The sequence below is a fragment of the Paraoerskovia sediminicola genome (assembly GCF_030296575.1).
Taxonomy (GTDB): domain Bacteria; phylum Actinomycetota; class Actinomycetes; order Actinomycetales; family Cellulomonadaceae; genus Paraoerskovia; species Paraoerskovia sediminicola.
This window is the reverse complement of the sequence record NZ_AP027729.1, coordinates 231,556-252,320: the sequence shown is the minus strand read 5'-3', so window position 1 is coordinate 252,320 and position 20,765 is coordinate 231,556. Positions and strand designations below refer to the sequence as shown.

The following is a 20,765-nucleotide window of genomic DNA, read 5'->3' as shown; positions in this document are numbered from 1 at the left end:
GCGTTGCGATGAGCGTCGGCCCGGGGCCTGGCCCCGACGTCGGTGCGACGCTGCGGGAGAGCTGACGGCGCGACGCGCCGGAGGGAGCCAGCTGTGGCCAACATCGACGGAACCTCAGCCACCGTTTCAGACGTCACGCACGGGACGACCAGCAGCACGGGCGCCGACGGCGCCGTCGCGGTCGACTCCCTCGCCCCGGACGCGGGCCCGCCGGGCGACGTCCGCCGCACCTTCGTGGTCGACACCTCCGTCCTGCTGTCCGACCCGCGAGCGATCTTCCGGTTCGCCGAGCACGACGTGGTGCTGCCCGTCGTGGTCATCACGGAGCTCGAGGGCAAGCGCCACCACGCGGAGCTCGGCTACTTCGCGCGCAACGCGCTGCGGATGCTCGACGACCTGCGCATCGAGCACGGGAGCCTCCACGCACCCGTCAGCGCGGGGGAGGCGGGCGGGACGATCCGCGTCGAGCTCAACCACACGGACTCCTCCGTGCTGCCGGCCGGGTTCCGGCTCGGCGACAACGACACGAGGATCCTCTCGGTCGCCGCGAACCTCGCCGCGGAGGGGAACGACGTCACGGTCGTCTCGAAGGACCTGCCGATGCGCGTCAAGGCGTCGGCCGTGGGCCTGCGGGCGGAGGAGTACCGCGCCGAGCTCGCCGTCGACTCCGGGTGGACCGGCATGAGCGAGATCGACGTCGCGGACGAGCAGATGGCTCAGCTCTGGGAGCACGAGTCGATCGAGCTCGCCTCCTCGACCCGATGGTCGTCGAGAACGCGGGCCCGATGCGCTGCCACACCGGACTCGTGATCCACTCGCCCCGCGGGTCGGCGCTGGGGCGGGTCACGGCCGACAAGCACGTCCAGCTCGTGCGCGGCGACCGCGACGTGTTCGGGCTCCACGGGCGCTCGGCCGAGCAGCGCATCGCGATCGACCTGCTGCTCGACGAGTCGATCGGGATCGTCTCGCTCGGCGGGCGCGCCGGGACCGGGAAGTCCGCGCTCGCCCTCTGCGCCGGGCTCGAGGCGGTGCTCGAGAAGCAGCAGCACCGCAAGATCGTCGTGTTCCGCCCCCTCTACGCGGTCGGTGGTCAGGAGCTCGGCTACCTGCCCGGCTCCGAGAACGAGAAGATGGGCCCCTGGGCGCAGGCGGTATTCGACACGCTCGGCGCGATCGTCTCGACCGAGGTCGTCGAGGAGGTCATGGACCGCGGGCTGCTCGAGGTGCTGCCGCTCACCCACATCCGTGGACGTTCGCTCCACGACTCGTTCGTGATCGTGGACGAGGCGCAGTCGCTGGAGCGGAACGTGCTGCTGACGGTCCTGTCGCGCATCGGCCAGTCGTCGCGCGTGGTGCTCACCCACGACGTCGCGCAGCGCGACAACCTGCGGGTCGGGCGGCACGACGGCGTCGCGGCGGTCACCGAGGCGCTCAAGGGTCACCCCTCTTCGCGCACGTCACGCTCACCCGGTCCGAGCGCTCGCCGGTCGCGGCCCTCGTGACCGAGATGCTCGAGTCCCTGGAGATCTGACAGACGCCTGACCGGCACGCGCCGGACGCAGCGGAGCCCCGCCCGGTGGTCACACGGGGCGGGGCTCGCGGCTGACGGGTGCTGCCGGCCGGTCAGCGCGCGCCGGGCGCCAGTCCCGAGCGCGCGAGGATCACGCTCTCGATCATCTGCACGACGTTGTAGAGCACCAGCGACACCGCCGTCACCGCGACGACGCACGACCACAGGAAGCTGAACTGGACCTGCGTGATCGCCTGGCTGATCGCGGCGCCCACGCCGTCACCCGTCGCGAGCCACTCGGCGAGCAGCGCACCGGTGATCGCTCCGGGCACCGAGATCCGTATCGCGGCGAAGAGCGACGGCAGCGACGCCGGCAGGGCGACCATGCGCAGCGTCGTCCACGGGCCTCCGCCGTACACGGCGACGACGTCGTTCATCGGCGCCGGGGCCGAGTCGAGACCGTTCGCGGTCGTCACCAGCGCTGGGAAGAGCACCACGATCCCGCCGATGACCGCGACCGTCGCGATGTCGCGCCCGAAGATCATGATGATCACGGGTGCCATGGCGATCAGGGGCACGGACCGCAGGAGCATCGCGACCGGCATCAGGGCGTGCTCGGTGCCCTTGGAGAGGCGGAACACGATCGCCCCCACGAGAGCCACGACGAGCCCGGCGACGAACCCGATGGCGGCGTGCCCCAGCGTGATACCGAGGGGCGCCGCGACGCTCGCCCGGTTCTCGGCGGCGGCCGGGTCGGTGACGAGCCACGCCCACACGTCGGCGGGGCCCTTCGCGACGTACGAGCTGACGTCGAAGACGCGCAGGGCGCCCCACCAGAGGCCCACGACGACAACGACCGTGACCGCGAACGTGACCAGGCTGCGACCGACGGCCCTGAGCACGGCTCGTGAGGCCTCGCGGCGCACGCGGCGACGCTGGAGCGCGACCTCGGCGAGCGACGTCCGCGGACCGGAGGGGTGGGAGGTGATCGTCATGCGGCCGCCCCCGTCGACCACGGGGTGACCAGGCGACGCACCAGCCCGAAGAACCCGTAGCCCAGGAGCGCCACCGCGCCCGACGCGAGGGCGAAGCCCCACACGCGGGCGGCGTCCAGGGAGTTCTGCGCGTTGACCATCGCGGGCCCGAGCCCGACGTCGACCTTGCCGACGTACTCGCCGAGGATCGCGCCGAGGAACGCCGCGGGCACCGCGATCTGGAGCGCGGTGATGACGTTCGGCAGGGCCGCGACGAGGCGGACCTTGCGGAGCTGCGTGAAGCGACCGCCGCCGTAGACGGCGACCACGTCGAGCGCCGCGGCGTCGGCGGCCTTGAGGCCGAGCAGGCAGCCCACGACGGACGTGAAGAAGCAGCTCAGCGCGGCCAGGAAGACCGCGGTGCCCGACGGCTCGCCGGTCTCCGGAGCGCCGATGATGATGAGCGCCAGCGGCCCGATCGCGACGATCGGGATGCAGTAGGTGATGATCGCGAGCTGCATGACCGCGCCTTCGAGGCGGGGCACGACGAGCACGAACGCCGCCAGGGCGATCGCGAGCGCGTTGCCCCACAGGAACCCTTGCCCGGCCTCGTTCAGGGTCACGGCGAAGTTGCGCGCGTACAGGTCCCACCCGTCGTCCGCCCATCCCTGGACCACCTGGAGGGGGTGGGGATCGCCTGGGCGTCGCCCGGGCCGACGTTCGCGAAGACCGTCACGGCGCTGATCCACCAGAGCGCCACGAGCGCTAGGGCCCCGAGCGCTCCGGTCACCCACGACGGGAGCCGCCGCAGGGAGCCCCGGATGCCGGGCGCGGTCGTCGTCGCGGTCGCGCTCATGCGTCCCCGCCGAACAGCAGCTCGGACGCCTCGTCCATGTAGGTGTGGAACTCCGGGGTGCGCTGCATCTCGGGCGTGCGCGGACGCGGCAGGTCGATGTCCATGACCTGCTTGACGCGGCCCGGCCGCGCGCTCATCACGGCGACCTGGTCCGAGAGGAAGATCGCCTCGGAGATCCCGTGGGTGACCATGAGCGTGGTGGCGGGCTTCTCGGTCCAGATGCGCAGCAGCTCGAGGTTCAGTCGCTGCCGGGTCATGTCGTCGAGCGCGCCGAACGGCTCGTCGAGCAGCAGCACGGACGGTCGCAGGATCAGGGACCGCGCGATCGACACCCGCTGGCGCATGCCGCCCGAGAGCTGGGCGGGCTTGGCCTGCTCGAAGCCCTCGAGCCCGACGAGCTCGATCATCTCGCGCACGTAGGAGTCGTCGACCTTCACGCCCGCCACCTCGAAGGGCAGCCGGATGTTCGCGGCGACGCTGCGCCACGGCAGGAGAGCCGAGTCTTGGAACGCTATGCCGAGCTCGTTCGCCCGCCGCAGCTCGGCGGGCGTGCGGCCGTCGACGTGCACCGTCCCGCCGGACGGCGTCTCGAGCCCCGCGAGGATCCGCAGGATCGTGGACTTGCCGCACCCGGAGGGGCCGAGCAGCGACAGGAACGAGCCCTGGTCCGTGTGCAGGTCGGTGTCCTGCAGCGCGGTCACGCTCTTCGTCCCCAGGCGGAACGTCTTGCTCAGGCCGCTGATCCGCACGCCGGTGCCCGGGGCGTCACCCCGGGCACCGACGCTCGACGTGGCGGCCACGTCGTCGGTCGAGGTCATCCGATCAGCCCTCGTAGTCCACGAGGTCGGGGTTCTCGGAGTAGACCTCGTCGAGGAGCGACAGGTCGAAGATGTCGTCGACGCCGACCTCGAGGCCGGCGTCCGCGAGCGACGCCACCGTCTGCGCCTGCAGCTCGTCGGAGATCGTGAACAGCCCGTTCTCGACGGTCTCGTCGGAGACGACGAGCTTCGTGTTCTGCTCCTGCGCCCCGGCCATCTCGGTCTCCTTGTCGAGACCCAGGTCCTTGCCGTACTCGTCGAGCGAGAGCTGGACGGCTGCCTCCGGGTCGGCGAGGGCGTCCGTCCAGCCTCGGATCTCGGCGACCAGGAACGCCTTGAGCATCTCGCGGTCCTCGGCGACGGACTCGTCGGTCACCGTGACCGTCTCGGCGACGAAGGGCAGACCGTTGTCCGCGAACGGGAGGTTGGTGACCTCGAAGCCCTCTGCCTGGACGATCAGGGACTCGTTGGTGAGGTAGGCGACGAACCCGTCGACCTCACCGTTGGTCAGCACGGACGGGTCGTACTGGACGGGGACGACCTCGACCTCGCCAGGCTCGATCCCGTTGGCGGCCAGCAGGGCCGAGAACAGGGACACGTTGCTGTCCTGGACGCCGATCTTCTTGCCGACCATGTCCTGCGGGCTCGCGATGTCCCCGCCGTCGGCCAGGGAGAGGATCGTGAACGGGTTCTTCTGGAACGTCGTGCCGATGATCTTCACCGGGGCGTCCTCGTTCGCGACCGCCGTGCCGACCGAGACGGCGTCGCTCAGCGCGACGAGTGCCTGTCCCGAGACGAGCTCGGCGACGCCGGTGCTCGGCCCCGCCACCAGGTTCACGTCCCCGAACCCCGCGTCGTCGTAGTAGCCGTTCGTGTCGGCCATGTACTCACCGATGAACTCGGCGTTCTTGATCCACGAGAGCTGGACCGAGATGTCCCCGTAGTCGGCCGCCTCGGCGGTGTCGTCCGCGGTGGACTCAGCCGGTGCGTCGTCCGATGCGCAGGCGGCGACGGAGAGCGCGAGCAGCGTGGCGGTGGCGGTGCCGAGCAGGGCACGGTGCCGGGGGACGCGGGTGAGGCTGGTGTTCATGCGGGATCTCGCTCTCTGCGGAATGGTTCGACCTGCACGGGCCTGCCGTGCGGTCGGCCACGTTATGAGAGCGACATTTCCGATGGCCCACCCGCGGAGTTTCACAGGGGTTACCGACCGGTTGTGATTGTTTCTGGCGGTCGCACGGTCGCACGGTCGCACGGTCGCACGGTCGCCGGTCGCGTGGGTACGCTCGCGGCGTCGACGAGAGGGGCACGGATGCACGGCTCGCTGGACGACTCGGCGGACGGCTCGATGCTTGGCTCGAACGGCAGCCCGGACGGCAGCCGGAACGGCGACCCGGAGAGCGGCCAGGACAGCGGCCGGGAGAGCTGCCCCGTCGATCTGGTGCAGGGCGTGATCCTCGCGGCCGGCGCCGGCCGCCGGTACGGCGGCCCCAAGGCCCTCGCACGGTCCGCTGACGGCCGGCCCTGGCTCGAACGTGCCTGCTCGACGCTCCGCGCCGGAGGGGTCGCCGACCTGCTCGTCGTCCTCGGGGCCGGGGCCGACGAGGCGCGGCGGCTCGTGCCCCGCGGGGTCGACATCGTCGTCGCCGCCGACTGGGCGCACGGGGTCTCGGCGTCGCTGCGCGCCGCGCTCGCCGTGAGCGAACGCGGCCCGGCGGACGCGGTCGTCGTCACCCTCGTCGACCTGCCCGGACTCACGGCGGCTGCGGTGACGCGGGTGCTCGAGCGGGCCGCGGCCGGCTCGCCCCGCCTCACCGCAGCGCTCGCGCGGGCGACGTACGACGGCGTCCCGGGCCACCCCGTGGTCGTCGGCCGGGAGCACTGGGGCGCGCTCGACGCCGCGCTCGACGGCGACGTCGGGGCCGGGCCCTACCTGACGGAGCGGTCGGCGCTCGCGGTGGAGTGCGGCGACCTCGGCGGGGGAGCCGACGTCGACGAGAGGTGAGCGGGCGCGCGGACCGGAGCCTCGCCGTCCGACGAGGGGGCGAACGGTCGCGAGGTGACCTGGCGCGCGAGCCGGATCCGCGCCGTCCGACGAGCGGGGACCGACCACGAGGTGACCTGTGCGCGGGATGCTGCCGCGGCGTCCGACGAGCGAGGACGGGCCCGAAGGCGACCTGCGCGGGGACCGGTGCCCCGCCGTTCGATGACACGACGGGACCCGCCGACCGGCGGCTCGGGGAGCGGCGGTCGGCGGGTCCGGGACGTGCTGGTCGGTCAGCCCTGCGGCGGGCGCGTCATCGGCAGCACGTCGAGCGCCGCGTCGAGCTGCGCCTCCGTGACCTCGCCCCGCTCGACGAAACCGAGATCGACGACGGCCTCGCGGACCGTGAGGCCCTGCGCGACGGAGTGCTTCGCGACCTTGGCCGCCGCCTCGTAGCCGATCACGCGGTTGAGCGGCGTGACGATCGACGGCGACGACTCGGCCAGAGCGCGGGCGCGCTCGACGTTCGCCGTGACGCCGTCGACGGTCTTGTCCGCGAGCACGCGCGCGGCGTTCGACAGCAGCCGGAGCGACTCGAGGGTGCCGAGCGCCATCACCGGGATCTGCACGTTCAGCTCGAACGCGCCGCTGGCACCGGCCCACGCGACCGTGGCGTCGTTGCCGACGACCCGCGAGCACACCATGAGCACGGCCTCCGGGATCACCGGGTTGACCTTGCCCGGCATGATCGACGAGCCCGGCTGCAGGTCCGGGAGCGCGATCTCGCCGAGGCCCGTGTTGGGGCCGGAGCCCATCCAGCGCAGGTCGTTGCAGATCTTCGTGAGCGAGACCGCGATCGTGCGCAGCGCGCCCGAGAGCTCGACGAGCCCGTCACGGGCGCTCTGCGCCTCGAAGTGGTTGCGGGCCTCGGTCAGCGGCAGGCCCGTGTCCTCGACGAGCAGCTCGATGACCCGCTGCGGGAACCCGGCCGGGGTGTTGATGCCGGTCCCGACGGCCGTGCCGCCCTGCGGGACCTCGGCGACGCGGGGCAGCGCGGCCTCGACACGCTCGATCCCGTACCGCACCGCCGCGGCGTAGCCGCCGAACTCCTGACCCAGCGTCACGGGGGTCGCGTCCATGAGGTGGGTGCGTCCCGACTTCACGACCTCGGCGAACTCCTCGGCCTTCGCCTCCAGCGCGACGGCCAGGTGGTCGAGCGCGGGGACGAGGTCCTTGACGATCCCCGACGTCGCGGCGACGTGGACGGACGTCGGGAACACGTCGTTCGACGACTGCGAGGCGTTGACGTGGTCGTTCGGGTGCACCTCGCTGCCGAGCGAGCGTGACGCGAGTGTCGCCAGGACCTCGTTGGTGTTCATGTTGGACGACGTCCCCGACCCCGTCTGGAAGACGTCGACGGGGAAGTGGGCGTCGTGGGCGCCCGAGGCGACCTCGTCGGCCGCGCCGACGATCGCGTCCGCGACGTCCTGCGCCAGCACTCCTAGCTCGGCGTTCGTGCGGGCGGCGGCCTTCTTCACGCGGGCGAGCGCCTCGATGTGGCTGCGCTCGAGCGGCGTGCCCGAGATCGGGAAGTTGCCGACCGCGCGCTGGGTCTGCGCCCGGTACAGCGCATCGGCGGGCACGAGCACGTCGCCCATCGTGTCGTGCTCGATGCGGAACCCGGCCGGGGCTGCGGGGGTGTCGGCGGTGACGGGGGAACCCTCGGTAGAAGTCATGCGCCTATCGTGCCGCAGATCGTCGGCGGTCCGGAAACTCCCGGACGTCCGGACGCCGGCTCGCCTGGACCACGTCTCGGGTCTCGAGCAGTCGAGTCCACGCGCGGGGCCCACGCTGCTGAGTTCTCGGCATGGCTCAGGCGGCGAGATTCACTCGGCCGAGTCCACGCTGCTGGGTTCGCTCAGCCCGGCTCAGCGTCGGGGTTCACGCGGAGAGGTTCACGGACACGTCAGGCGGTGGGCTCGGCACCGATGTCGCCGACGACGTCGAGCACGGTCACCTCGCCGGTCGTGAGCGAGTACTCGGCGCCGACGACCGCGCAGGTCCCGGCAGCGACGGCCGCAGCGATCCCGGCCGAGCCCTCGGCGAGCTCGCGGACCGTGCGCCTCACGTGCGCGCGCCGCAGCGCGACGACGTCGACCTCACCGCTCTCCGCGCGGACGGGCGCCCCGGCCGCGGTGATCCCGGCGATCGACGGGACCACGGCGTCGACGACCGCGCTCACGGCGCCACCGGGGCGGTCGCCGGACTCGAGCGTCTGCGCTGCGGCTGCGACAGCCCCACAGGACTCGTGGCCCAGCACGACGACGACCGGTGCGCCGAGCACGAGGGCGCCGTACTCGACCGATCCGACGATCGTCGGCTCCGTGACGTGACCCGCCGTGCGGACGACGAAGACCTCGCCGAGGCCCTGGTCGAGCACGAGCTCCGGGGGCACGCGCGAGTCGGAGCAGCCGAGGACGACCGCCGACGGGCTCTGCCCCGAGTCGAGCGCGGCGCGGTGGGTCCGGCTCTGCGAGGGGTGCTCGGCGGCGTCCGTCGCGAAGCGGCGGTTCCCGGCGGCGAGCGCGGCCCAGGCCTCGCGCGGGGTCGGACGGTTCGAGGGCTCTGAGGTCGTCATGAGGGAATGATCGCGCAGCGTCGGGCGTCGCGTCACGTCGTCCGCCATGCGGCCTGTGCGTCGGCGGCAGCCGCGCCTGTGTGACCGGGGCTCGGGAGGTCGGGGCCCTAGCGGTCGGGGCCTGATCGGTCGGGGCTCGGGGGAGTCGCTCGCTAGAAGCTCCCCGGTACAAGCTCCTCGGTACACGCTCCCCGGGAGAAGCTCCTCGGGAGAAGCTCCTCGGTGGGAGGCCCTCAGTCGGTGTCGTCGTCCGCGCCGTCGGCCGGGCTCGCACCGGCGGCAGGCGCCTCGCTGCCGTTAGCGGTCGCGCGGTCGAGACGCTCCCGGGCGCCGTCGAGCCGACGCTGGCACTGCGCGGCGAGCGCTTCGCCACGCTCCCAGAGGGCGAGCGACGCCTCGAGCGGGGCGCCGCCGGACTCGAGCTGGGCGACGATGCGGATCAACTCGTCCTTCGCCTCCTCGTACCCGAGCGCGGCGACGTCTGCCGGGATCTCCGGTCCGTCCGTGGCCGCGGCGCCCGTGCTCGGCTGCCGACCTTCGGAGTTCTGTGTCATCGGGTCGCTCTGCTCTCTGTCGTTCGGTCTGTCGTTCGGTCTGTCGTTCGGTCGAGACGTCGGTGGACGTCGATCGTCATCGGGCTCTCGGTCGTCATCGGGCCTCAGCGGTGAGCTCGCCCTGAGCGACGCGGATCCGCAGGAGGTCTCCGGCATCGATCGTGGTCGCGTCGCGCACGATGGCGCCCTCGGCGTCGTGGACCACCGCGTAGCCGCGCTCCAGGACCGACGCCGGGGACAGGGCCCGGACCTGCGCGTGCAGCGTGGCGACCGAACCTGCCTCGACGGCGATGGCGTGGGACATCGTGCGGCGTGCGCGCCCGAGCGTCTCCGCGAGGTCGCGGCTGCGCGCGTCGACCATCGTCGAGGGCGTGGCCAGGACAGGCCGTGAGCGGATCGCGGCGAGCTCGTGGTCGCACCGGGTGATCGTCCCCGCGACCGCCGCACGGATGCGGGACCGGGCGAGCCTGAGCCCGCGGCTCTCCTCGGCGACGTCGGGCACGATGCGCTTCGCCGCGTCGGTGGGCGTCGACGCCCGGTAGTCGGCGACGAGGTCCAGGAGCGGAGCGTCCGTCTCGTGACCGATCGCGCTGACGAGAGGGTGCGGCACGCGCCGGCGACGCGCACGAGCCGTTCGTTGCTGAACGGCAGGAGGTCCTCGACCGCACCGCCGCCGCGCGCGACCACGACGACCTGGACCGCCGGGTCGGCGTCGAGCTCCTGGATCGCCGCGCTGACCTGCGGTACCGCGTCGGTGCCCTGGACGGCGACCTCCCGGACCTCGAAGCGGACGTGCGGCCAGCGTGCGCGGGCGTTGACCTCGACGTCGTGGCGGGCCTTCGAGTCGCGTCCGCAGACGAGCCCGACGACGGTCGGGAGGAACGGCAGGGGGCGCTTGCGGGACACGTCGAACAGCCCCTCGGCCGCGAGCACACGACGCAGCGCCTCGATGCGGGCGAGGAGCTCGCCGACACCGACGGTCCGGAACTCCCTGGCGCTCATCTGCAGTGAGCCGCGCTTGGGCCAGAAGTCGGCCTTGACGTGCGCGACGACGTGGGAGCCCTCGCTCAGCGGGGCGTCCGAGCCGTCGACGACCCGGGTAGGTGCCGAGACGGAGAGCGAGAGGTCGAGGTCGGTGTCGCGGAGCGTCATGTACGACGTCCGGTCACGACGGTTGAGCTGGACGACCTGCCCCTCGACCCACACAGGCGACATCCGGTCGATGTACTGCTTGATCTTGTGCGACAGGAGCCGCACCGGCCAGGGATGCTGTGGGCTCGTCTCCAGGGCCGTGGCGGGGAGAGGTGCCGGTCGCTCGTCCGCGCTCACGGCGTCGTCCGGCCCGCGGTCCCGGCGGCGACGCTGCCCGCCGGCCCGGTCGCTCTGGTCTTGCTGGTCTCGGTCTCTGCCACGGCACCACTGTGCACCATGCCTCCGACGCCCTCGACGCGCGCAGCCCCGCAGCGCTCGACGGCGGTGGCCCCTGCCTAGACTGACGTGGTGACGAGATCTGACCAGACCCCGCCCCGCCGGGTCCTGCTCGCCGCGCCGCGCGGGTACTGCGCCGGCGTGGACCGGGCGGTGATCGCCGTCGAGAAGGCGCTCGACCACTACGGCGCGCCCGTGTACGTCCGCAAGGAGATCGTCCACAACAAGCACGTCGTCGAGACCCTGACCGAGCGCGGCGCGGTGTTCGTCGACGAGACCGACGAGGTCCCGCGGGGCGCCCGTGTCGTGTTCTCCGCCCACGGTGTCTCGCCCGCGGTCCGTGACGAGGCGGCGGCGAGGGAGCTCGACACGATCGACGCGACCTGCCCGCTCGTGACGAAGGTGCACAAGGAGGCCACCCGGTTCGCCCGGGACGACTTCGACATCCTGCTGATCGGCCACGAGGGGCACGAGGAGGTCGAGGGGACCGCGGGCGAGGCGCCCGAGCACGTGCAGGTCGTGGACTCGCCGGCGGCGGTGGACGACGTCGTCGTCCGCGACCCCGAGAAGGTCGTGTGGATCTCCCAGACCACGCTGTCGGTGGACGAGACCATGGAGACCGTGCGTCGCCTGCGCGAGCGGTTCCCGACCCTCCAGGACCCGCCGTCCGACGACATCTGCTACGCGACCCAGAACCGCCAGGTCGCCGTGAAGAAGCTCGCGCCGGAGTGCGACCTCGTGATCGTCGTCGGGTCCGCCAACTCCTCCAACTCGGTCCGGCTCGTCGAGGTCGCCCTCGACGCGGGGGCGCGAGCCTCCTACCGGGTGGACCGGGCCGCCGAGATCGACCCCGCGTGGTTCGAGGGCGACCCGCGCACCGTCGGGGTGACGTCGGGTGCTTCCGTCCCGGAGATCCTCGTCGACGACGTCCTCACGCATCTCGCGGAGCGGGGCTTCGGCGACGTGCAGGAGGTCCGCACGGCGACCGAGGACCTGATGTTCTCGCTCCCGCGCGAGCTCCGCTCCGACCTGCAGGCGGCCGGTGGCGCCCCGGCCCGCGGTCACCGCCGGCAGATCCCGGTCCGGACCGACTGACCTGGCGCCTGCCCCGCGAGGTACGGCCTCCTCGCGGGGCCGTACCTCGCGGGGCAGGCACCCGGGCCGACGAGCCTGTGGAAGCCGGGTGACTGCGGCCTGCCGTTCGCATACTGTGCCGATATGTCCGAGTCCACGCCCGGCGGTGCCGAACCGACCGTTCCCCGACCTGCCACCGAGCCCGTGGAACCCCCGAGCCTGCGACCGGCGCCGCTCCGGCGCTCGCGCTGCGCGACCTGTGGAAGCGGTTCGGCGAGACCGTGGCGGTCCACGGCATCTCGCTCGACGTCCCGCGCGGGTCGTTCTACGGGCTCGTCGGGCCGAACGGCGCCGGGAAGACGACGTCGCTGTCGATGGCCACGGGGCTGCTGCGGCCGGACTCCGGCACGGTCCACGTCGGCGGCCGGGACCTGTGGGCCGACCCCGACCCGATCAAACGAAGCATCGGCGTCCTGCCCGACGGCGTCCGGCTCTTCGACCGCCTGACGGGCGCCCAGCTCATCACCTACACGGGCCTCCTGCGCGGCATGGACCGGGCCACCGTCGCCGACCGCACCGGCGACCTGCTCGACGCGCTCGACCTCGCGGACGACGCCGACCGGCTCGTGGTCGACTACTCGGCCGGCATGACCAAGAAGATCGCGCTCGCCTCGGCGCTCGTCCACGCCCCGCAGATGCTGGTCCTCGACGAGCCGTTCGAGGCGGTCGATCCCGTCTCGGCCGCCAACATCCGCGAGATCCTCGTCTCGTACGTGGGCTCCGGCGGGACCGTCATCGTGTCGTCCCACGTCATGGACCTCGTGCAGCGCATGTGCGACCACGTCGCGGTCATCGCCGGGGGACACGTCCTCGCGGCGGGGACCGTCGACGAGGTCCGCGCCGGTCGCAGCCTCGAGGACCGGTTCGTCGAGCTCGTCGGCGGTCGCCGCACGACGGAGGGGCTCTCGTGGTTGCGCACCTCCTGAGGCTGCGGTTCGCGCTCCTCGTCAACGGGTTCCGCCGGAGCGTCTGGCAGACCATCGGCTTCGCGGTGGGTGCGGTGTACGTGCTGTTCGTCGTCGTGCTCGCGGTCGGCGGCGTCGCCGCGCTGGGCCTCGGCAGCCCGGACCTGGCGCCGGATGCCGTGGTGACCGGCGGGGCCGTCCTCGTCCTCGGCTGGTGGGTGCTCCCGCTGCTGTTCTTCGGGCAGGACGCCACCCTCGACCCGCAGCACTTCTCGCTCTTCGGCATCCCGGCGCGGCGCCTGACGGCAGGGCTCGCGCTGGCCGCGCTGGTCGGGATCGGTGGCGTCGCCCTGGTCCTCGTCTCGCTCGGGTGGTCGCTCGCGTGGCTCGCGTCGCCCGCCCTCGTCCCGGTCGCCCTGGTCGGTGGCGTTGCGGGCGTCGCGGTCGCCGTCCTCGGCTCCCGTGCCCTGACGTCGACCCTCGCGCCTTTCCTCGAGGCCCGGCGCGCCCGAGAGGTGACGAGCATCGCCGTGCTCGTGCTAGGCGTGCTCGGCTGGTTGGCCTTCGTCGGCACCACGGGTTCAGGTGGCTCGTTCGACTCCCGCGACCTGGGCCCGGTGATCGAGCGCGTCGCCACGGTCGCCGCCTGGACCCCGGTCGGCGCCCCCTGGGCGCTCGCCGGCGACGTGTCGGACGGCGCGTGGGCGGCTCTGCTGGCCCGGGTCGCCATCGTCGCGGCCACAGTCGCCGCGGCGTGGTGGGCGTGGACCCGCGCGCTCGCGCGGGCGATGGTGACCACCAGCCGACCGACGGCGTCGGGGTCCCAGCAGGGGCTGGGCTGGTTCGCCCGGTTCCCCGCGACACCGACAGGCGCCGTCGCCGCCCGCACCGCGACGTACTGGCTCCGGGACCCCCGGTACGCCGGCTCGCTCGCGGTCGTGCCGTTCATGCCGGTCGTGCTCGTGGTCGTGGCGGGCGGCGACCTGTCCTCGCCGCTGCTGCTCGTCGCCGCCCCGCTCGTCGCGATGCTCTTCGGCTTCAGCCTCTCCAACGACGTCGCCTACGACCACACGGCCTTCGCCCTGCATGTCTCCACCGCGGTCCGGGGCGTGAGCGACCGGCTCGGGCGGGTCGTCCCGGCGCTCGCGGTCTCGATCCCGCTCGTCGTCGCGTTCGCGCTCGCTTCCGCCGGGCTGACCGGTCGGTGGGACCTCCTGCCGCCGGTGCTCGGGCTCTCGCTCGGGACGCTCGGGGTGTCGCTCGGGGTCTCCGCCGTCGTCTCGGTGCTGTACCTCTACCCGGTGCCCAAGCCGGGGAGAGCCCCTTCAAGCAACCCGCCGGCTCGGCCGTGAGCTCGCTCGTAGGCCAGGGCGTGGCCATGCTCGCGATCTTCGTGCTCGGCCTGCCGTCCTTCGTCCTCGCGCTGGTCGCCTACCTGACGGGGTCGCTCGTGGTCGGGTGGGTCACCCTCGTGGCCGGGGTGGTGATCGGTACCGCCGGGGTGTGGGTCGGCGTCCGACGCGGCGGTGCGATCTTCGACCGACGCGAGCCCGAGCTGCTCCAGCAGGTCGCGTCCTACCGATGACCGACCGCTGACGGGTCGTCGGCGTCGGACCCGTAGACTCTGGTCACGTGGCTCTCACTATCGGCATCGTCGGCCTGCCCAACGTCGGCAAGTCCACCCTCTTCAACGCGCTGACCCGCAACCAGGTTCTCGCGGCGAACTACCCGTTCGCCACGATCGAGCCCAACGTCGGCGTCGTGCCCCTGCCCGACGAGCGGCTGAACCGCCTCGCGGAGATCTTCGACAGCCAGAAGATCCTGCCCGCGACCGTCTCGTTCGTGGACATCGCAGGGATCGTCAAGGGCGCCAGCGAGGGGAGGGTCTCGGCAACAAGTTCCTCGCGAACATCCGCGAGGCCGAGGCGATCTGCCAGGTGACGCGTGCGTTCGACGACCCTGACGTCGTCCGAGTCGACGGATCCGTCGACTCCGCCGGCGACATCGAGACCATCGCCACCGAGCTCATCCTGGCCGACCTCCAGACCCTCGAGAAGACGCTGCCGCGCCTCGAGAAGGAGGTCAAGATCAAGCGCGGGGACCCGGCGCTCGTCGCCGCCGCGCAGCAGGCGCAGGCGATCCTCGAGGCCGGGACGACCCTCTACCAGGGCGCCGCTGCCGCCGGCCTGGACCTGGCGGACGTCGCGAGCTTCCAGCTCCTCACGGCCAAGCCGTTCATCTACGTCTTCAACACCGACGACGCCGGGCTGGCCGACACCGAGCGCCAGCAGGCCCTGCGCGACCTCGTCGCGCCGGCGCACGCCATCTTCCTCGACGCGAAGTTCGAGTCCGAGCTCGTCGAGCTCGAGCCCGACGAGGCGGCGGAGATGCTCGCTGAGACAGGTCAGGAGGAGGCCGGGCTCGACCAGCTCGCGCGGGTCGGCTTCGAGACCCTCGGCCTCCAGACCTACCTGACGGCCGGTCCCAAGGAGTCCCGCGCCTGGACGATCCACAAGGGGTGGACCGCACCGCAGGCGGCCGGGGTCATCCACACCGACTTCGAGCGCGGGTTCATCAAGGCCGAGGTGATCTCGTTCGACGACCTCGTCGAGGCGGGCTCCGTCGCCGCCGCGCGCGCCGCGGGCAAGGCCCGGGTCGAGGGCAAGGACTACGTGATGGCCGACGGCGACGTCGTGGAGTTCCGCTTCAACGTCTGATTCGACACGTACTGCGGTCCACCGGAGAGATGCTCGACGGTTGCCGCGTGCTGAGCGTGGACCAGCGCGGGCGGCGAAAGTGCTCGCCGGCTCGACGTTCTTTCGCGTGCCGCGTTCGTCAGCGACGTCATCGCCGTGATCCAGACGCTCGCTCCCGGCCGGCGCGTGACGCGCGTCGGTCAGTCGATAGGTGCCCCACATCGATACCGGAAGTCCTCACCTCTTCCGTCACGCCAGGCTGCTCAGAACATCCGTGAGAAGAACACCTAGCGCGCTGAGACCTTCAGCGTGTTGATGGTTCTGGTGATGCGCTCGCCGTCCTTCTCCAGGAAGACGATCTCGCCGAACTCCAGATGCGACCAGTCGTCGCCCTCGGTCAAGGGCTCGGAGGCGAAGATGACACCGGTCGCGTCATCCTCGTCGCACTCCTCGAAGTCGTAGGTCGTTGCCTCGTGGTCGAAGTTGCGCCCCATCAGCAGGTACATCGGTTCGAGGAGCATCGAGAGCGCGAAGTCGTCGCTGTCAGGGGCTGACTTCCGCAGCTCCTCCCAGTCGCCGTCGGGGTTGGTCTCACCGTGGTGACCGAGGCCGACGTTGACACCGATGATGCGGCCGGCCGACACGAGGGCCATCTTCAGCTTGGTCAGACCGCCGAGGTCGAGGGCCTTCATGGCCTGGGCGATCAGCTCGATGAGCTTCTCGATCGCTCGTTGGACGTCCTCGTTGCTGTCACCCTCGAGCAACGAGAGCAGTAGAACGTAGATGAACTCGGTGTCCGTGTTCCCGCGCAACTGTTGGAGATACCGATCCTCGCAGTGCTGCAGCAGCTCGCGCTGGAGGAGCTGCCAGTTGGGCAGGTAGCCGTTCTGGGCGACGATCCACGGGGTCTGCTCGAAGGAGAACGGGTGGCAGTTCTCGTCGACCATCACGACCTTCGAGTCGTACGCCGCGGCTCGCACATGCGCCAGCATCGTGCTGGCCTGGAGGCTGGGGATCGTCCGGCTGGCGTTGTCGTCGTAGAAGGCCGCCATGGGTCGGCGGTAGACGAACGGTTCTTCGGGCTTCAGCAGGTGCTCGCCCCAGATCCCGAATCCCCATCCGGCCAGCTGGAGCTCGGGGTGCCGTTCGGGGTCGAGTGCCTGGTTGATCAGGCTGTTCTCTGGCGTGAGCAGGAGGTTCTCCAGTGGTGTCTCAGGACCGAGGTAAGCGAGCACGCGGCACATACGTCTCCTTCGTTGGGCTCGTGTCACCGTACCCTCGTTGCACGGAGCCGGTGCTGGTCGCGGTGGCAATCCGCGCCGGTGGCGGTTGCGCCGAGATCGCCTGGGTGCGCGGTCGAGATCGGCTCTTCGGTGCAACCCCTACTGGACCGATCATGGTGTGACCGTCGAGGACCCCGACGGATATCGGCTGGTTCTCGCCACGCGCGACTGGTCGTGAGGTTCCCGGCAGTCCTGACCTCCTCCATCGTTCCTGTTGTGGGGCGCGCGTGGTTCCGCGAAGGTTGTGACCGGGACGCCGAGGACGGCGTGCCGATGATCTCGACACGCCCCCTCGGGAGGACGCGATGAGCAGCCCTGGAACCGCGCAGAAGAAGAAGTCCACGGTGTCGCGCCGGGTCTTCATCCCTGCAGCGTCACTGATCGTCGCGTTCGTCGTCGTGGCGATGATCTTCCCCGAGGCGATGACGGACACCATGAACACCCTCCAGTCGGAGGTGGTCGGGGACTTCGGCTGGTACTACATCCTGCTCGTCGCCGTGTTCATCGCGTTCGCCATCTTCATGGGGATCAGCCGCTTCGGTGACATCGTCCTCGGCAAGGACGACGACCAACCCGAGTTCTCGCTCCCCGTGTGGTTCGCGATGCTCTTCGCCACGGGGATGGGCATCGGGCTCGTCTACTGGGGCGTCGCCGAGCCGCTCTCGCACTACATCTCGCCGAAGCCGGGCGTCGAGGGGAGCCCGGCCCGGCTCGCCCAGCAGGCGATCGCCCAGAGCTACGTGCACTGGGGAATCCACGCCTGGGCGATCTACGTCGTCGTCGGTCTCGCGCTCGCCTACGCGATCCACCGCAAGGGGCGGCCGGTCTCGATCCGCTGGGCCCTCGAGCCGATCCTCGGTGACCGGGTCAAGGGTCGCTGGGGCGACACGATCGACGTCATCGCCATCATCGGCACCGTCTTCGGTGTCGCGACGTCCCTCGGTTTCGGAGTTCTGCAGATCGGCGCCGGCCTCGAGTTCACCGGGGTGGCGACCTCGACGACGGCCCTGCAGATCGGGCTCATCGCCGTCATCACCCTCATCGCGACCGCGTCCGTCGCGTCGGGGCTCGGCAAAGGCATCAAGTGGCTGTCGAACGGGAACATGGTCGCGGCCGCGTTCCTGATGGTCGTCGTCCTCGTGCTCGGTCCGACGCTCTTCCTGCTCCAGGACTTCGTCCAGTCGATCGGGTACTACCTTTCGAACGTCCTGCAGATGACCTTCGACAACTCGGCCTACCAGGGGAGGCGGGGCGCGAGTGGCAGGCGTCGTGGACGACCTTCTACTGGGGCTGGTGGATCTCGTGGGCACCGTTCGTCGGAGTCTTCATCGCCCGGATCTCCAAGGGGCGCACCGTGCGGGAGTTCGTCTCCGGCACCCTGCTGGTCCCGACCGTCGTCACCTTCCTGTGGTTCTCCATCATGGGCGGGAGCGCGATCTACCGGCAGATGTTCACGGACGACCCGATCGTGGGCCCCGAGGACGCGGCCGCAGGGACGGTGGACAGCAACACGGCGCTGTTCGACCTGATCGGGTCGTTGCCCGGCGGGTCGATCTGGGTGGGGCTCTCGATCATCCTCATCGTCCTGTTCTTCGTCACGTCGTCGGACTCCGGGTCGCTCGTCGTCGACATGCTCGCCTCTGGTGGCGACCCGAACCCGCCGCTGTGGAGCCGCATCTTCTGGGCCGTGCTCGAGGGCGCGGTCGCTGCCGCGCTCCTCGTCTCGGGTGGTCTCCTGGCGCTCCAGACGACGGCGATCCTGATCGCGCTGCCGTTCTCCGTCGTGGCGATCGGGATGATGATCTCGGTCTTCAAGGCGTTGCGCGTCGAGCACTCGGCGATCATGCGTGCGCAGCGCAAGCAGGCGCGGGAGGCCATGGCCGAGCGCGTGACGCAGGACGTCACCGAGGAGTTCGGCGAGTACTTCGGCGTGGGCTCGGCCACGGCCGGGCCCACGTGGACCCACAAGCAGGGGTTGCGCCGAGCGCGGGGCCGGGGGTTGCGGCGGGGCCGGGGTCCACCGGCAGCTCCGGTGAGACCGACGGCGACACGGGTGGCGACGGCGGACCGCAGGCGTGATCCGTCTCAGGCAGTCCCAATCCGTGATCTGGTGTTAACAGCGCGAACCAAATTGATCACGGAACGATAACGAGAGTTACCGGTCAGTACCGACTCGGTAACGGCAGCACGTTTCAGTGGGGCAAAACGGGCGAACGGCACCCAGGTCGGCATAGGCTCACGCAGTCCGAACGAACCGTCGCGCCGAGACTCGCGCTCCCGACCAGGAGCCGAAGCGCGACCCATGGTCCCGCAGGCGGAGCAACCCGACGCCGGCGTCCCGAGGAGGAACAGTGAAGATCCAGCGATTCGCAGGGGTGACCGCGGTCATCGCCGCCGGCGCCCTCGCCCTGACCGCGTGCTCGAGCTCGTCCGACGACGAGGGCTCGACCTCGACGGACGGCGAGACGACCGCCAGCGGCCCCAGCACGGGCATCGTCTCCGTCAACGGCAACGAGCCGCAGAACCCGCTCGTGCCCGCCAACACGAACGAGGTGGGTGGCGGTCTGCTCCTCGACCTCACCTTCTCCGGCCTCCAGTACTACGACGCCGAGGGTGGCGCGCACCTTGAGGTCGCCGAGTCGATCGAGTCGGACGACGCCCAGAACTGGACCATCAAGATCAAGGACGGCTGGACGTTCTCCGACGGCACGCCCGTCACCGCGTCGAGCTTCGTCGACGCCTGGAACTGGGGCGCCCTGCTCAGCAACGCGACCCTGTCGAGCTACTTCTTCGAGAGCATCGAGGGCTTCAGCTACGAGGAGGAGTCCGAGCTCAAGGGCCAGGGCCTCGAGGTCGTCGACGACAGCACCTTCACCGTGAAGCTCAAGGCGCCGGAGGCCGACTTCCCGCTGCGTCTCGGCTACTCGGCCTACTTCCCGCTGCCGGAGTCGTTCTACGACGACCCCGACGCGTTCGGTGAGGCCCCGATCGGCAACGGCCCGTACCTGCTCGACACGTGGACCCACGACGCCGAGGCGAAGCTGGTCCCGAACCCCGACTACTCGGGTGACCGTACGCCGCAGAACGGCGGCGTCGACGTGAAGTTCTACCAGACGCAGGACGCGGCCTACAACGACCTGCTCGCGGGCCAGCTCGACGTCATCACCGCCGTCCCGGACAGCGCGTTCGCCACCTACCAGGACGAGCTCGGTGACCGCGCGGTCAACCAGCCGTCCGCCGTCTTCCAGTCGTTCACGATCCCGGAGACGGTCCCTCACTTCGAGGGCGAGGAGGGCAAGCTCCGCCGCCAGGCCATCTCGCACGCCGTGAACCGCGAGGAGATCACCGACGTGATCTTCGACGGGACGCGCACGCCGGCGAGCGACTTCACGTCGCCGGTCATCGACGGCTGGTCCGACTCGATCCCGGGCTCCGACGTCCTGGAGTTCGACGAGCAGAAGGCCAAGGACCTCTGGGCCCAGGCCGACGAGATGTCGCCCTACGAGGGCACGTTCACGCTGGCGTACAACGCTGACGGTGGGCACCAGGCGTGGGTCGACGCGACCACGAACTCCATCAAGAACGTGCTGGGCATCGAGGCCGAGGGCAAGCCGTACCCGGCCTTCGCCGAGTTCCGCCAGGACATCACGGACCGCAAGATGGACGGCGCGTTCCGCACCGGCTGGCAGGCCGACTACCCGGCGCTGAACAACTTCCTCGCACCGCTGTACAAGACCGGTGCCGGGTCGAACGACGGCGACTACTCGAGCGAGGAGTTCGACGGTCTGATCGACCAGGGCGCCGCGGCCGACAGCGTCGAGGACGCCAACAAGTTCTTCCAGCAGGCACAGGAGGTCCTCTTCGAGGACCTGCCCGCGATCCCGACCTGGTACTCGAACGTGACCGGTGGCTCCGCCGAGACCGTCGAGAACGTCGAGTTCGGCTGGAACAGCGTTCCGCTGCTGTACGAGGTCACCAAGAACTGATC

At 71.0% G+C, this 20,765-nt stretch carries 17 protein-coding genes and 4 pseudogenes; 11 read left to right on the top strand and 10 right to left on the bottom strand.

Features of this window, described 5'->3' with window-relative positions; translation table 11 throughout:
• Positions 1 to 234 precede the first annotated feature (234 nt).
• A pseudogene (gene phoH2, locus QUE47_RS01365) lies at positions 235 to 1,531 on the top strand (RNA 5'-3' helicase PhoH2).
• A 92-nt stretch (positions 1,532 to 1,623) separates the two neighbouring features.
• Here phoH2 and QUE47_RS01360 read toward each other — a convergent pair.
• From QUE47_RS01360 to QUE47_RS01340, 5 genes are read right to left on the bottom strand one after another with little or no spacing between them, the layout of a single operon-like run.
• On the bottom strand, positions 1,624 to 2,505 hold the full coding sequence (locus QUE47_RS01360) for an ABC transporter permease (protein WP_286218262.1): 882 nt from the start codon (positions 2,503 to 2,505) through the stop codon (positions 1,624 to 1,626).
• Entirely contained in the window at positions 2,502 to 3,161 is a 660-nt protein-coding gene (locus QUE47_RS01355; RefSeq protein WP_286218261.1) for an ABC transporter permease, read from the bottom strand. The genes QUE47_RS01360 and QUE47_RS01355 overlap by 4 nt, the downstream gene beginning before the upstream one ends.
• Positions 3,104 to 3,340 (bottom strand): hypothetical protein, encoded by a 237-nt coding sequence (locus QUE47_RS01350; RefSeq protein ID WP_286218260.1) that lies wholly within the window; start codon positions 3,338 to 3,340, stop codon positions 3,104 to 3,106. Before QUE47_RS01350 ends, QUE47_RS01355 begins: the two co-directional genes overlap by 58 nt.
• Positions 3,337 to 4,158 (bottom strand): ABC transporter ATP-binding protein, encoded by an 822-nt coding sequence (locus tag QUE47_RS01345; RefSeq protein ID WP_286218259.1) that lies wholly within the window; start codon positions 4,156 to 4,158, stop codon positions 3,337 to 3,339. The genes QUE47_RS01350 and QUE47_RS01345 overlap by 4 nt, the downstream gene beginning before the upstream one ends.
• Positions 4,159 to 4,162: 4 nt before the next feature.
• Entirely contained in the window at positions 4,163 to 5,248 is a 1,086-nt protein-coding gene (locus QUE47_RS01340; RefSeq protein WP_286218258.1) for an ABC transporter substrate-binding protein, read from the bottom strand.
• A gap of 219 nt (positions 5,249 to 5,467) precedes the next feature.
• On the opposite strand from QUE47_RS01340, the gene QUE47_RS01335 reads away from it, so the two are divergent.
• A complete protein-coding gene (locus QUE47_RS01335; RefSeq protein ID WP_286218257.1) occupies positions 5,468 to 6,160 on the top strand; it encodes a nucleotidyltransferase family protein in 693 nt (230 codons plus the stop codon).
• 272 nt (positions 6,161 to 6,432) lie between these two features.
• Here the strand turns inward: QUE47_RS01335 and QUE47_RS01330 are convergent, their stop codons facing one another.
• The 4 genes and pseudogenes from QUE47_RS01330 to xseA form a co-directional block, all read right to left on the bottom strand.
• Positions 6,433 to 7,875: a class II fumarate hydratase gene (locus QUE47_RS01330; RefSeq protein WP_286218256.1), complete on the bottom strand. Its 1,443-nt coding sequence runs from the start codon at positions 7,873 to 7,875 to the stop codon at positions 6,433 to 6,435.
• A gap of 230 nt (positions 7,876 to 8,105) precedes the next feature.
• Positions 8,106 to 8,777 (bottom strand): carbonic anhydrase, encoded by a 672-nt coding sequence (locus tag QUE47_RS01325; protein ID WP_286218255.1) that lies wholly within the window; start codon positions 8,775 to 8,777, stop codon positions 8,106 to 8,108.
• Positions 8,778 to 9,010: 233 nt separating this feature from the next.
• Positions 9,011 to 9,331, bottom strand: a complete 321-nt coding sequence (locus QUE47_RS01320; RefSeq protein WP_286218254.1) for an exodeoxyribonuclease VII small subunit — start codon at positions 9,329 to 9,331, stop codon at positions 9,011 to 9,013.
• A 94-nt stretch (positions 9,332 to 9,425) separates the two neighbouring features.
• Positions 9,426 to 10,546: pseudogene (xseA, locus tag QUE47_RS01315) on the bottom strand (exodeoxyribonuclease VII large subunit).
• 285 nt (positions 10,547 to 10,831) lie between these two features.
• Here xseA and QUE47_RS01310 point away from each other — a divergent pair.
• The 5 genes and pseudogenes from QUE47_RS01310 (at position 10,832) to ychF (ending at position 15,515) form a co-directional block, all read left to right on the top strand.
• Complete coding sequence (locus QUE47_RS01310; protein WP_286218253.1) at positions 10,832 to 11,854, top strand: 4-hydroxy-3-methylbut-2-enyl diphosphate reductase; 1,023 nt, start codon at positions 10,832 to 10,834, stop codon at positions 11,852 to 11,854.
• A gap of 227 nt (positions 11,855 to 12,081) precedes the next feature.
• Positions 12,082 to 12,819 carry an ABC transporter ATP-binding protein gene (locus QUE47_RS01305; RefSeq protein WP_286219341.1) on the top strand — a complete coding sequence of 246 codons (738 nt, stop codon included), beginning with the start codon at positions 12,082 to 12,084 and terminating at the stop codon, positions 12,817 to 12,819.
• Positions 12,801 to 14,150 (top strand): hypothetical protein, encoded by a 1,350-nt coding sequence (locus QUE47_RS01300; RefSeq protein WP_286218252.1) that lies wholly within the window; start codon positions 12,801 to 12,803, stop codon positions 14,148 to 14,150. Before QUE47_RS01305 ends, QUE47_RS01300 begins: the two co-directional genes overlap by 19 nt.
• Entirely contained in the window at positions 14,147 to 14,383 is a 237-nt protein-coding gene (locus QUE47_RS01295; protein WP_286218251.1) for a hypothetical protein, read from the top strand. Before QUE47_RS01300 ends, QUE47_RS01295 begins: the two co-directional genes overlap by 4 nt.
• Before the next feature lie 47 nt (positions 14,384 to 14,430).
• A pseudogene (gene ychF / locus QUE47_RS01290) lies at positions 14,431 to 15,515 on the top strand (redox-regulated ATPase YchF).
• Between the two features lie 266 nt (positions 15,516 to 15,781).
• Here the strand turns inward: ychF and QUE47_RS01285 are convergent.
• Positions 15,782 to 16,738 carry a class II glutamine amidotransferase gene (locus tag QUE47_RS01285; protein ID WP_286218250.1) on the bottom strand — a complete coding sequence of 319 codons (957 nt, stop codon included), beginning with the start codon at positions 16,736 to 16,738 and terminating at the stop codon, positions 15,782 to 15,784.
• Between the two features lie 157 nt (positions 16,739 to 16,895).
• On the opposite strand from QUE47_RS01285, the gene QUE47_RS17065 reads away from it, so the two are divergent.
• The 4 genes and pseudogenes from QUE47_RS17065 (at position 16,896) to QUE47_RS01270 (ending at position 20,763) form a co-directional block, all read left to right on the top strand.
• The gene (locus QUE47_RS17065; RefSeq protein WP_434019745.1) at positions 16,896 to 16,955 is read left to right on the top strand and encodes a hypothetical protein; all 60 of its coding nucleotides are present in this window, start codon (positions 16,896 to 16,898) and stop codon (positions 16,953 to 16,955) included.
• A 127-nt stretch (positions 16,956 to 17,082) separates the two neighbouring features.
• Positions 17,083 to 17,961: pseudogene (locus QUE47_RS01280) on the top strand (BCCT family transporter); the annotation flags it as partial.
• A complete protein-coding gene (locus QUE47_RS01275; protein ID WP_286219340.1) occupies positions 17,862 to 18,926 on the top strand; it encodes a BCCT family transporter in 1,065 nt (354 codons plus the stop codon). The pseudogene QUE47_RS01280 and the gene QUE47_RS01275, both read left to right, overlap by 100 nt.
• 202 nt (positions 18,927 to 19,128) lie before the next feature.
• A complete protein-coding gene (locus QUE47_RS01270) occupies positions 19,129 to 20,763 on the top strand; it encodes a peptide ABC transporter substrate-binding protein (RefSeq protein WP_286218249.1) in 1,635 nt (544 codons plus the stop codon).
• Positions 20,764 to 20,765: the final 2 nt, after the last annotated feature.